The sequence below is a fragment of the Methylobacterium gnaphalii genome (genome assembly GCF_007992215.1).
GTDB classification, from domain to species: Bacteria; Pseudomonadota; Alphaproteobacteria; order Rhizobiales; family Beijerinckiaceae; genus Methylobacterium; species Methylobacterium gnaphalii.
Genome location: NZ_BJZV01000001.1, coordinates 77517 through 90627, shown reverse-complemented (window position 1 = coordinate 90627; position 13111 = coordinate 77517). Strand labels below are relative to the sequence as shown.

The window sequence follows — 13111 nt, the reverse complement described above, 5'->3', positions numbered from 1 at the left end:
AGACAGCTTTCGATGCGAAGAGGCAAGAGAAATCGCGGCCCCGCCAGTATTCGCAGGATTAGGATACTCGGTTAACGAGCGTTGCGGCCGACAATGGCCGTGTTAGCGTGCCTGCGCGCCGGTTCGGCTGCTCTGATGGGGGTGGGACGTGGTCATGTCGCGGGAAAACCTCTTTGCGCGCAGCTTCGGCGCCTGCGCCCTCGTCGCCATCCTGACCTACCCGGCCCAGGCTCAGGCCCCACGCCCGCCGCTGCCGGCGCCGAAATCCGCTACCGCTCCCGTCGCCAAAAGTTACGTGAACGAGGCGCTCGCGAGCCAGGGTGTGCGGCTGGAAGCCTCGCTCAAGAGTGAGGCCCCGGCCAACGGCAAGACCGCCGCCCAGTGGCGGAAAGAGGCAGAAGCCGCGGCCGCCGACGAGTCCGAGGACGCCGATGCCGATGCAGAGATGAATGCCTACGCGGCAGCGATTTCGGCCGATCCGTCCGATCCCCGCAACTGGCTCGGCTATGCTCGCACGGCCAGCACCGCCGGCGCCGATGAGGAGCAGACCGATTACGCCGAGCGCAGCAAGCTGAAGTCGCGCGCCACGGCCGCTGCCTACCAGGCCTATCTCCGCGCAAAGACTCCAGCCGACGAAGCCAAGGCCTTGACCGTGCTCGCGGAAACCTACGTGGCCCAGTCCTCGTGGCGGCTCTCGCTCGAGGCCTACCGTGCCAGCCTCGGCATCAGGGACGATGCCGAGACCCGCGCCGCTTACGAGAAGCTTCGCGAGGAGCACGGCTTCCGTATCACCGACTACAAGGTCGATTCGGATGCCGCCGCGCCGCGGGCCTGCTTCACCTTCTCCGAAGCGCTCGCCCGCAAGACCGACTTCACGCCTTTCGTCGCCGTCTCGGGCGCGGCCAATGCCGCCGTCACGGCGGAGGGCCAGCAGGTCTGCGTCGATGGGTTGAAGCACGGCGAGCGCTACGCCTTCGTGGTGCGCCAGGGCCTGCCCTCCGTCGTCGGCGAAACCCTGCTGAAATCAGCCGATTACGAGATCTACGTCCGGGATCGCTCGCCGCAGGTGCGCTTTACCGGGCGCAACTACGTGCTGCCGCGGACCGGCCAGTCCGGCGTGCCGATCGTCTCGGTAAACGCGGTGAAGCTCGACGTCGAGGTGCTGCGCATCGGCGACCGCGGGCTGCTGCCGGCCTTGCGCTCGGAGGAGTTCCTCGGCCAGCTCAGCGGCTCGACCGCGCAGGCCATCGCCAACGAAAAGGGCGTGCGCGTCTGGAAGGGCTCTCTCGACACGGCCAAGGCCGAAGTGAACCGCGAGACGATCACGGCCTTCCCAGTCCTGCAGGCCGTCGGCAAGCTCGAACCCGGGCTCTACATCATGCTGGCCAAGCCGAGCGGCACCAGTTCGCCATCCGAGGAGGGGGATGGCGGCTACGAGCAGCAGGCCACGCAGTGGTTCGTGGTCTCGGATCTCGGGCTCACCGCCTTCAAGGGCCGCGACGGTGTGCACGTCGTTGCCCGCTCGCTGGCCTCGGCCGCGGCGCTCCCCGGAGTCGATGTCCGGCTCGTCGCCAAGAACAACGACGTGCTCGCCGCGGCGAAGTCCGATGCGAAGGGCCTCGCGAGCTTCCCGGCTGGCCTCGCCCGCGGTGAAGGCGGCCTCGCACCGGGCATCGTGGTAGCCCAGTTGGGCGAGGATTACGGCTTCCTCGACCTCAACCAGACAGCGTTCGATCTCTCCGACCGCGGCGTGAAAGGCCGCGCAGTCACGACCGGCGCAGAGGCGTTCGTGTTTCCCGAGCGTGGGGTCTATCGCTCCGGCGAGACTGTGCAACTCACCGCCCTGCTGCGTGATCCGCAGGGTGTGGCGCTCGCCGGCCTGCCGCTGACGCTGGTGGTGAAGCGGCCGGACGGCGTCGAGTATCGCCGCGTTTCGGTGGCTGACGAGGGGATTGGTGGCCGCTCGCTCTCGCTGCCGTTGATGACAGGCGCCATGCGCGGGACCTGGCGGGTCTCGGCCTATACTGATCCGAAGGCCCCAGCCGTCGGTGAGGCGAGTTGGCTTGTCGAGGATTACGTGCCCGAGCGGCTGGAGGTCAGCCTGACGCCGGAGACGCCCGCGCTCAAGAAGGGCGAAGCGGCAAAGATCGATGTCGCCGCGCGCTACCTCTACGGCGCCCCCGGCTCCGGGCTCGACGTCTCGGGCTCGGTCACGGTGCAGCAGGCGGCCGGCAGCGGGATCAAGGGCCTGGAGGGCTTCGCCATCGGCCTCGACGACGAGGCGGTCGAGGCCACCACCGCCGAGATCGACGGCAAATCGACCACGGACGCGCAGGGCCGCGTCGCGGTAACGGTGCCCGTACAGGAACTCGCGAGCCCGCGTGCGCTGGAGGCAAAGGTCACCCTGAACGTCGGCGAGCCGGGCGGACGGGCGCTCAGCCGCAGCATCACGCTGCCGATCCTGCCCTCCCAGCCGGTTTTCGCCATCCGCAAAGGCTTTTCCGGCGACCTCGCCGAAGGCGCCCCTGCGAGCTTCGACCTTGTCATGGCCGCTCCCGACGGCCGCCGCCTCGCCCAGGGTGGCGTGAGCTGGACGCTGTCGCGGATCGACAAGACCTACCAATGGTATCGCGAGGACGGCCGCTGGCAGTTCGAGCCGGTAAAGGCAACCCGCAAGGTCGCCGATGGCCGCGTCGACCTCGCCGCCGATGCGCCCGCCCGCATCACTGCCCCCGTCACCTTCGGCAACTACCGCCTCGAGGCTTCGGTCGCCGGCCAACCGCTCGCCTCCGCAAGCCTCTCCTTCACAGTCGGCTGGGGTGGCGGTGAGACGGCCGACGTGCCGGATCTCCTCGACCTCACCCTCGACAAGGCGGCCTATGCCTCCGGCGAGCACATCCGCGCCCGGCTCAACCCGAAATTCGCCGGCACCGCGACGCTAGCCATTGTGGGAGAGAAGCTCCACGAAGTCCTCGACGTGCAGGTCGCCGAGGGCGGCTCGACCGTCGACATTCCGGTCAAGGCGGAGTGGGGCGCGGGCGCCTATCTGGTCGCCACGGCCTACCGGCCCCTCGACCAAGCGGCCAAGCGCATGCCGGGCCGAGCGCTCGGCCTCGCTTGGTTCTCGGTCGACAAGGAGAAGCGCGGCCTCTCGGTCTCGATCGGCGCGCCGGAGAAGACGCGTCCGCGCGAGACCCTGACCGTGCCGGTCAAGGTCGCTGGGCTGCAGGCCGGTGAGGAGGCGCGTGTCACGCTCGCCGCCGTCGATGTCGGAATCCTGAATCTGACCCGCTACGAGGCCCCCAATCCCTTTGCCTATTTCTTCGGACAGAAGGCGCTCGGACCGGAGCTGCGCGACCTCTACGGCTTCCTGATCGATGGCATGCAAGGCACGCTCGGCGCCATCCGCTCCGGCGGTGACGGTGGGGGTGGCGAACTCGCCGACACCCCACCGACCCAGGCGCCGCTCGCACTTTATTCGGGCATCGTCACGGTGGGCGCGGACGGCACGGCGCAGGTGCCGCTTTCCCTGCCGGCCTTCAACGGCACGGCCCGGATCATGGTCACCGCATGGACCAAGTCGCGCGTCGGCCAGGCTTCCACCGACATGATCATCCGCGATCCGGTCGTGCTCACGGGTACGATGCCCCGCTTCCTCAACGTCGGTGACCGCTCGCGATTCTTCGTGGCGGTCGACAATGTCGAGGGCGGAGCAGGCGACTACACGGTCGATCTCGACCTGACCGGCCCGGTCGTGGTCGGCGGCGATGCCGTGCATTCGACGATGAAGCTCGCCGCCGGCGCCAAGGGGCAGCTTGTCATCCCGATCACGGCGGCCGGCCCCGGCACCGCGCGCCTTGACGTGAACCTGTCTGGCCCCGGCATCCAGGGCATCGCCGGCCAGAGCTTCAATCTTGCTATCGGCGCCGGCACAGGCGCGCTTGTCCGGCGCAACGTCCGGCCGCTCGATCCGGGCGCCAGCGTCGAGATCACGAGGGAGCTGCTCGCCGACATCCTGCCGGGCACCGGCGCAGTCTCGGTCTCGGCCAGCCGGCTCGCCGGAATCGACGTGCCGGCCCTGCTTCAGGCCCTCGACCGCTACCCCTATGGATGCTCGGAGCAGACGGTCAGCCGCGCAATGCCGCTGCTCTATGTCAACGCGCTGGCAGCTTCCGAAAAGCTCGGTCTCGACGGCAAGCTTGACGAGCGGGTGCGCGAGGCGATCGACCGCGTGCTCTCGCGCCAGGATTCGAGCGGCGCCTTCGGCATGTGGTCGACGGAGAACGCCAGTGACACCTGGCTCAACGCCTACGTGACGGACTTCCTCACCCGGGCCCGCGAACGCGGCTTCACCGTGCCGCAGACCGCCTTCAACAGTGCGCTGGACCGCCTACGCAACACGGTCGCGAACGCCACCAAGGTCGAGCAGGGCGGCATGGACCTCGCCTATGCGGCCTATGTGCTGGCCCGCAACGGCCGCCCGGTGATGGGCGACCTACGCTACCTCGCCGATACAAAACTCGCCGACTTTGCGACCCCACTGGGCAAGGGCCAGCTCGCCGCCGCCCTCGCCCTTCTGGGTGATCGCGGCCGTGCGCAGAAGACTTTCGGCGAGGCATTGAAGGCGCTGCAAAGCGACCGCGACAAGGGCGCCTACCGCGCCGATTACGGGTCACGCCTGCGCGACGGCGCCGGCCTCATCGCGCTCGCCGCCGAGACGGGCATGACGGGCGGCATGATGCAGCCGGTCTCGACGATCCTCAGTGAGGAGCGCGCCAACAACCGCTCCACCAGCACACAGGAGAATGCCTGGATGGTGATGGCGGCCGAGAGCCTGTCGAAGGAATCCGAGGCACTCGCGCTCAGTGTCGACGGCACAGTGGCGAAGGGGCCGCTCGCCCGCCTGTTCAAGGCCCCGGCACTCGAAGAGAAGCCGATCAAGCTGACCAATGCCGGCAGCGAGCCGGTGCAACTGGTCGTTGGCGTCTCGGGCAACCCGATCACGCCGGAGCCGGCGGAATCGCGCGGCTACACGGTAGAGCGGGGCTATTACCGGCTCGACGGCACGCCGGTCGACGCCACCAAGCCGCTCCGCCAGAACGACCGCCTCGTGGTGGTGCTGAAGGTGACGGAGGCCAAGGCCACGGCCGGCCGCCTGCTCCTCGTCGACCGCCTGCCGGCGGGTCTCGAGATCGACAATCCGAAGCTGCTCGACCCGGATGCGCTCTCGGGCCTCGCCTTCGCCAAGAGCGACGTGCAGCCGGACCACACCGAGTTCCGGGACGACCGGTTCGTCGCCTCCTACGATCGCGGCCCGGACCAATCCGCCTTCTTCTCGGCGGCCTACACGGTGCGCGTGGTCTCGCCGGGTACCTACGTGCATCCGGGAGCGATCATTGAGGACATGTACCGGCCCGAGCGGTTCGGACGCACGGCGTTCGGATCGATCGAGGTGGTGGCAAAGTAAGTGGGCACAAGCGACGATAGCTGCGGAGAGCTCCTCCCTCCGCGTGCCAGGAGAAGGGGACACGCGGCCATCATCGCTGCCTGTCTGACCGTCGTCGCGCTGACGCTCGCCATCGCCCTCACTCTGTTCGTTCAAACTCTCCCATCGCTCGACCTGACCCAGTCGAATCTTCGCTCCACCGTCATCCTCGACCGGGACGGCCAGTTGCTGCGCCCCTTCGCCACCGCCGACGGGCGCTGGCGGCTGCCGGCAGGCGCGGCAGACGTAGACCCGCGCTACCTCGCAATGCTCAAGGCGTACGAGGACCGTCGCTTCGAGGATCATCCGGGCATCGACCCGGCGGCGACGCTGCGTGCCGCTTGGCAATGGATTCGGCACGAAAAAATCGTCTCGGGCGGCTCGACGCTATCGATGCAGGTGGCCCGCCTCGTCGAACCGCGCTCCGAGCGCTCGATCACGCAGAAGCTCCGGCAGATGGTGCGCGCGGTCGAGCTAGAGCAGCGGCTCGGCAAGACGGGCGTGCTCGACCTTTACCTGCAGCTCGCCCCCTATGGCGGCCCGGTGGAGGGCGTGCGCGCGGCGAGCCTCGCCTATCTCGGACGCGAGCCGGCGCGGCTCTCCTTTGCCGAGAGTGCGCTGCTGGTCGCCCTGCCGCAATCACCCGAGGCGCGTCGGCCCGACCGGTTTCCGGTTCAAGCCCGCCGCGCCCGCGACCGGGTGCTCGACATCGCCGCCGCACGCGGCGTGATCGACCGGGCCGAGGCGGAGGCCGCCAAGGCCGAGCCGGTACCGCAGGCGCGAAAATCCTTCCCGATGATTGCGGCCCATGCGGCCGAGCAGGCGGTCGCGGCCGATCCGGACGCACGGGTCCAGCGCCTGACCATCGACAAGCGCCTGCAGGCGAGCCTCGAAACGCTCGCCGCAGAGCGCGCCTCTGCCATCGGCCCTGCCCTCTCGGCGGCAATCCTGGCCATCGACAACCGCAGCGGCGCCGTGATCGCCCAGGTCGGTAGCGCCGGCTATCTCGACACGGCCCGGGCGGGCGCGATCGATGCGACGCAGGCGGTGCGCTCGCCCGGCTCGGCGCTGAAGCCTTTCATCTACGCGCTGGCCTTCGAGAACGGCATCGCCCACCCCGAGACGCTGCTCGACGATCGGCCGGTGCGCTTCACCGCATCGTATGCCCCCGAGAATTTCGATCTCGGCTTCCACGGCACGGTGACCGCCCGCATAGCCTTGCAGCAATCGCTGAACGTGCCGGCTGTCGACCTGCTCGAGGTGGTCGGCGCCGCCCGCTTCATCGCCCGCCTGCGCAGCGCCGGCGCGACGATCCTTCTGCCGCGCGACACCGCCCCAGGCCTCCCCGTGGCGCTCGGCGGCCTCGGCATCACGCTCACCGACCTCGCGCGGATATATTCGGGCATAGCGCGAGGCGGCAGCGTGCCGACGCTCGTTCGCCGCGTACAACCCGTCATCGCGAGCGGGGCGAAGGTGGATCAGGCTGCCTCCGAACGCACCATCACAGACCCGGTCTCGGCCTGGTACGTCGCCGACATTCTTCGGGGTGCGCCGCCGCCGGAGAATGCCCTGGCCGGCCGGATCGCCTTCAAGACCGGCACCTCCTACGGCTATCGCGACGCCTGGGCCGTGGGGTTCGACCGGCGCGTCACCATCGCCGTCTGGGTCGGCCGGCCGGACGGTGCCTCGGTGCCGGGCCTCGTCGGCCGCGTTTCGGCCGCTCCGATCCTGTTCGACGCCTTCTCGCGCTACGGTGGCGAGCCGGAACCGCGGCCGCGGCCGACCGACGCCCTCGTCACCGGCACGGCCGGCCTGCCGCCGCCGCTCCGCCACATCCGACGCGACGCGCCGAAGACACTTGAGGCCACGCTCGGCACGCCGCTCAAGATCGCCTACCCGCCCGATGGCTCGCGCGTGGATCTCGGCCTCTCCGACGGCGCCAGGGCGCAGCTCGCCCTGAAGGCTCTGGGCGGCCAGCCGCCGCTGACCTGGATGGTCGACGGGCTACCTGTCTCCGAGGGCATGCGCCGGCAATCGGCCTGGAGCCCGGAGGGCGCCGGCTTCGCGCGAATTTCGGTGATGGACGCCTCCGGTGCCAGCGACAGCGTCGTGGTGCGGATCGAGTAGGCGCGAGGCTGACCTGCGCCGGTGCGTCTGGCAGCGCCGTCAGCCCGACCGTACATGCACGGGCATGGCTCCCACCCGCATCATCGGCATCCGCCACGGCGAATCCACTTTCAACGCGCATCACAGGGCCACCGGCCGCGATCCGGGACATATCGATGCGCGGCTGTCGGAACTCGGCCACCGGCAAGCCGCCGCGGCTCGCGAGGCCATGCGGCAGATCCCGTTCGAGCTGGTGGTGACCTCGCCGCTGACGCGCGCGATTCAGACCACCATGGGCATCTTCGAGGAGCATCCGGCGAAACCGCGAATGCTGGTCGAGGTACTCCATCGGGAGTGCCAGGAGAGTTCTTGCGACGTCGGCCGTGCCGCTTCGGTGCTGGCCGAGGAATTTCCGGATTTCGATGTCGGCCACCTGCCCGAGATCTGGTGGCACGACGCGGATGAGGTCCAGGCCAAGGGTTATCCAGTCGAGCCGCCGCATCTGTTCGACCAGCGCGTCGCGGGTTTTCGCGAGTGGCTGCGGGCGCGGCCCGAGACGACCATCGCCGTCGTCGGGCACTCCACCTTCTTCTACCACCTGACCGGGCAGTGGCTCGCCAACTGCGAGGCGATCGAGATCGACCTCGACGTCGAGCCGCAGCTACGCGCCTACGCTTGAGGCGCGGGCGGCGTCGAGCCGCTCCCGCGCCCGCAGCAAGTCGATCTCGGGCGCCTGCCGGCCGATCGCCAGGGCCTCGTCGAGGATCGCCACCGCCATCAGCCAGATGCCCTCGGCGAAGGGCGCTGCACCCTCGGCGACCTCGGCCGCGCAACGCGCATCCCCGAACGCCCTCACCGCAGCCGTTGCCGTACGCGACACGGCGGCAAGCCGCGCGCCCTGCAGCCAGGCTCGCCGATGGGACGCGGCCTGAGCCAGGACCGCGCCCTGGCTTTCCGCCGTGCGGGCTGCGGCCATGGCGTCGGTGGACCCGGCAGCGATCTCGCAGCGTGCGGCGAGAGCCGGCAATCCGGCCGTGTCGAGGAGCGGGGGCAGGATGCGGCGCACGCTCTCGAGCGCCAGGAACTCTGTGCGCTCCGTCTCGACCACCTCGCTGTCGGCCGAGCCCGAGAGGCGCAGCACGAAGGCCATTAGGCGCGGACGCTCTGCATCCGGCATCGCGTCGTTGATGCCCAGTGCGTAGGCGGCGAGAGGGCGAGAGAAGCAGGGTGGACAGTCTTCCGTCGCCTGGATCGCCTTGTAGGGCAGCCCGGCAGCGACGATCGCCGCCTCGTTGATGCAGGTGCCGCCATCCGGTCCCGGAAAGGCGTGCGACCCGGCGAGCAGCCGCCAGTTCAGGATGTGGTCGAAGGGGCCTGCAGTCACGGGCGCTCCTCTCAGGGATCCGAGGGGGAGACTGACAGGCAATACGAGCTTTGGCGAGTGCGCCCTGTCTCAGCCGCCGATGCCGACCGCGAGCCCGGCCAGCATCGCGACGCCCAGCACCAGCACGAAGGCCGCCGCCGCGAGTTCGAGGCCGCCGACGGCGAGCATCCCGGCCGTACCTCGCCCGCCCGCGAGGCGCAGGGCCAGCGACTTGGCGAAGACCGCGATGCTGGCAAGCGCGCCGGTGGTGAGCGCCGTACCGAGCGCCATGGCGAAGGTCGCGGCGATCCCGGCTGCGAGCATCCCCTGCGACGCCGAGAAAACGAGGATCAGGATGGCGCCGGAGCAGGGCCGCGTGCCGGCAGCGAGCACCACGCCCGCACGCTCGCGCCACGTCTCGAGCCGCGCGACCGTCTCGGCGTCCGAGAGATGGACATGGCCGCAACCGGGCTCGCAGCCGGTCGCCGGCTCGGCCGAGGCGAGTGCCACGAGCCGGCCCGCCTTACGCCACGTCACCGCGCCTCCGACCAGCGCGACGAGGGCGAAGCTCACCGTCTCGATCAGCGTCCCCGCCCGGTTCATACCGGCGGAGGTGGCGTTCAGCACCAACACGCCGACACCCACGATGGCAATGGCGACGAGCGCCTGCATCACCGCCGCCGCGAAGCTCAGACCGAAGCCGCGGCGCAGGGTGCGCTCCCCGGCAACGATGTAGCCGGCGATCACCGCCTTGCCGTGGCCGGGCCCGGCAGCATGGAAAACGCCATAGGCGAAGCCGAGCAGCACCAGCGGGCCCCATTCGCCGCCCTGCTTCAGCGCCGAGACGGCGGTCTGCAGGCTGCGCGAGAAATTCGATTGCACCGTGAGTAGCCAACCGGCGATCCCCGTCGCGGATGGCGTGGCCTCGCGAAACCCCATGCCGAAGGGCGAGCGCGGCGGTGGCGCGGCGACGCCCGGCATCACGAGCCATGCGAACAGGGTCAGCAGCGCAGCGGTCACCGCGATGGCGCCCGCGGCGAAAGCCAGGCGTAGGGCCAGCCGACTGCGCCGCGACCGAGCCGGTTCGAGCGCAATCCCTACGGACATGCAACCAGTGCCCGGTTGGCGTATTGCGCGCCGAAATCGGAGGCGGCGGTCAGCGCCTCGAAGAAGGCCTCCGACATCGGCTTGCCCGCATCCGCCGTCTGCGGGCCGTTGGATTTGGGACGGTTGATGGTGACGGCGCAGCCGGAGGGCGCGCCCCTCAGGCCGACGGCATCGGCTCCCTCGGCGAGCCCGAAGGACACGAAGTAGGTCGGATCGTAGATCTCGATCGCCGCCACACCCCGCCCCTGCGCGGCCGAGGCCTTCAGCGGCAGCAGGAAGCTGAGAGTCACCTTGTCGCCGTCCATCGCCATGCGCGGCTCGCGGGGCTCGGCGAAAGCCTGCTCTTTGCCGGCGACCTTGAGCTTCGTGAAGTAGCCGAATTCCGCGAGGTTCGTGGTGTTCTCTGTGGCGAGGCCCTGCAACTCCTCGGGGGAGAGTTTCCCGTCCTTGTTGGTGTCGAGCCCCTGCGTCACGTAGGCGGAATAGGCCGCGTCGAAGGTCCAGCTGTGCCACACACCGGCGACCTTGCCGCCCTCGTAGGCGAGTTCAGCCTTCGCCACGACCCAGACATGCGGATGCGCCAGCGCCGGGCCAGCCACCGCGATGCCAAGCACGGCGAGCGCGCAGCGAAGAAACGAGGCAGTTGGTATGCGGGTCACGGGTGCTCGTGGCTCGTGAGAGAGTGACGAAGCAGGGCGCGCGAGGGATGCCGCGGCGTTGGGGCGAAAGCGAGGCGCTTCGCGGATCTGCGATCCTCGACAGCCCACCGATGGCTGACTACACGGGCACCGCTGCGTCCGGTCCTGCCGGGCGGCCCGCCGGCTTCCGGATCGTTCATGCCTGACCTCCTCCTCGAACTCCTCTCGGAAGAAATCCCAGCCCGCATGCAGCGGCGTGCGGCCGAGGATCTGAAGAAGCTTGTCACCGACGCGCTGGTGGAACGAGGTTTTCTCTACGAGGGCGCCAAGGCCTTCGCGACGCCGCGCCGGCTGGCGCTGCACGTCGCCGGGCTTCCCGCCCGGGGCGAGGCGGTGCGCGAAGAGCGACGCGGGCCGAAGGTCGGCGCACCGGACGCCGCCGTTCAGGGTTTCCTGAGGAGCGCGGGGCTGACCAGCCTCGATCAGGCGACGACGATCACCGACCCGAAGAAGGGCGAGTTCTATCTCGCCGTGATCGAGCGTGCCGGCCGCGAGACCCTCGACGTGCTGGCCGAGATCCTGCCGCAGATCATCAGGAGCTTCCCCTGGCCGAAATCCATGCGCTGGGGCGCAGCCTCGGCACAGCCGGGCGCCCTGCGCTGGGTGCGGCCGCTGCAATCGATCGTCGCCACCTTCGGCCCCGAGACCGAGACGCCCGAGGTGGTCCCGTTCGAGGTCGACGGCATCAAGGCCGGCACCCTGACCCGAGGCCATCGCTTCCTGGCGCCCGAAACCATCGAGGTGCGCCGCTTCGACGACTACGTGCAGGCGCTTGAGCGCGCCAAGGTCGTGCTCGATGCCGACCGCCGTAAGGACATCATCCTGCACGACGCGCGGGATCTCGCCTTCGCCCGTGGGCTCGACCTCGTCGAGGACGAGGGGCTGCTGGAAGAGGTCGCCGGGCTCGTCGAATGGCCGGTGGTGCTGATGGGCTCGTTCGACGAAGCCTTCCTCGACATCCCGGCCGAGGCGATCCGCGCCACGATCCGCGCCAACCAGAAGTGCTTCGTGCTGCGCAAGAGCGGCTCCGAGGAGCTAGCCCCGGCCTTCCTGCTCGTCTCGAACCTCGTCGCCACCGATGGCGGCGCGGCAATCACCGCTGGCAACGAGCGCGTGGTGCGCGCTCGGCTCTCGGACGCGAAATTCTTCTGGGAGACCGACAAGGCCATCAAGCTGGAAAGCCGGCTCTCGAAGCTCGACACGATCGTTTTCCATGAGAAGCTCGGCACGCAGGGCGAGCGGGTGAAGCGCATCGCGGCGCTCGCCAAGGAGCTCGCCCCACTGGTCAGCGCAGATCCGGCTCTGGCCGAGCGCGCCGCGAATCTTGCCAAGGCCGATCTCGTCACCGAGATGGTCGGGGAGTTTCCCGAGTTGCAGGGCCTGATGGGGCGCAAATATGCCGCGCTCCAGGGCGAGCCGGACAGCGTCGCCGCCGCGATCGAGGAACACTACAAGCCGGTCGGCCCCTCCGACCGCGTGCCGACCGATCCGGTCTCCATCGCCGTGGCCCTGGCCGACAAGCTCGACACGCTGGTAGGTTTTTGGGCAATCGACGAGAAGCCGACAGGGAGCAAGGACCCGTTCGCGCTGCGGCGGGCAGCGCTCGGGGTCATTCGCTCGCTGATCGAGCGCTCCCTGCGCCTGTCGCTGGGCGAGATCGTCGCGCGTCAGTTCGCGATTGCCGAGCGACGCGGGGCACCGCAGGGCTCTGCCGCCGGCGAGATCCGTGAGCAGGATCTCGGCACCTCTGGCTTCCACTTCTCCGGCGTGATCGAGACCGAGGGGCAGGCCGCGCACAGTGCCGTGGCACAGCGGGTCGCGGATCTTCTTGCCTTCTTCGCCGACCGCCTCAAAGTCTACCTGCGCGACCAGGGCGCCCGACACGACCTGATCGACGCCGTCTTCGCCCTGCCCGGCCAGGACGACCTGCTGATGGTGGTCCGCCGCGTCGAGGCCCTCGGCCAGTTCCTCGGTACCGACGACGGCAAGAATCTGCTGGCCGGCGTAAAGCGCGCCTCGAACATCCTGCGCATCGAGGAGAAGAAGGATGGCCGCGCCTACGATGCCGAGCCGGATCCCGCGCTCATCGCATCCTCCGGCCAACCGGAAGAGCAGGCGCTGGCGCAGGCTCTGACGGCGGCGCGGGCCGATGCCTCGGCCGCCGTCGCGGCGGAGGATTTTGCGGGAGCGATGCGGGCCCTGTCGCGGCTGAGGGCGCCCGTGGACGCCTTCTTCGACAAGGTCACCGTCAACGCCGACGATCCGGCCGTGCGCGCCAATCGCTTAGCGCTGCTCAATGCGCTCCGCGCCGCGACGCGCGAAGTGGCAGACTTTTCGCGGATCGAAGGCTGA

Annotated in this window: 7 protein-coding genes; 4 read left to right on the top strand and 3 right to left on the bottom strand. The window is 69.5% G+C overall.

Annotated features, from left to right (window positions below; translation table 11 throughout):
* Positions 1-154 precede the first annotated feature (154 nt).
* The 3 genes from MGN01_RS00350 to MGN01_RS00340 all read left to right on the top strand — a co-directional run bounded on the left by MGN01_RS00350 (position 155) and on the right by MGN01_RS00340 (position 8270).
* Positions 155-5467: an alpha-2-macroglobulin family protein gene (locus tag MGN01_RS00350; protein WP_147044583.1), complete on the top strand. Its 5313-nt coding sequence runs from the start codon at positions 155-157 to the stop codon at positions 5465-5467.
* 84 nt (positions 5468-5551) lie between these two features.
* The gene (gene pbpC / locus MGN01_RS00345) at positions 5552-7612 is read left to right on the top strand and encodes a penicillin-binding protein 1C (RefSeq protein WP_238257696.1); all 2061 of its coding nucleotides are present in this window, start codon (positions 5552-5554) and stop codon (positions 7610-7612) included.
* Positions 7613-7676: 64 nt separating this feature from the next.
* A complete protein-coding gene (locus MGN01_RS00340) occupies positions 7677-8270 on the top strand; it encodes a histidine phosphatase family protein (protein WP_147044581.1) in 594 nt (197 codons plus the stop codon).
* Here the strand turns inward: MGN01_RS00340 and MGN01_RS00335 are convergent.
* The 3 genes from MGN01_RS00335 to MGN01_RS00325 form a co-directional block, all read right to left on the bottom strand.
* Entirely contained in the window at positions 8253-8975 is a 723-nt protein-coding gene (locus MGN01_RS00335) for a hypothetical protein (RefSeq protein WP_147044580.1), read from the bottom strand. The two genes, MGN01_RS00340 and MGN01_RS00335, sit on opposite strands and share 18 nt — an antisense overlap.
* Positions 8976-9044: 69 nt before the next feature.
* Positions 9045-10061: a nickel/cobalt transporter gene (locus MGN01_RS00330; protein WP_147044579.1), complete on the bottom strand. Its 1017-nt coding sequence runs from the start codon at positions 10059-10061 to the stop codon at positions 9045-9047.
* Entirely contained in the window at positions 10052-10711 is a 660-nt protein-coding gene (locus tag MGN01_RS00325) for a DUF1007 family protein (RefSeq protein ID WP_147044866.1), read from the bottom strand. The genes MGN01_RS00330 and MGN01_RS00325 overlap by 10 nt, the downstream gene beginning before the upstream one ends.
* A 186-nt stretch (positions 10712-10897) precedes the next feature.
* On the opposite strand from MGN01_RS00325, the gene glyS reads away from it, so the two are divergent.
* Complete coding sequence (gene glyS / locus MGN01_RS00320; protein WP_147044578.1) at positions 10898-13111, top strand: glycine--tRNA ligase subunit beta; 2214 nt, start codon at positions 10898-10900, stop codon at positions 13109-13111.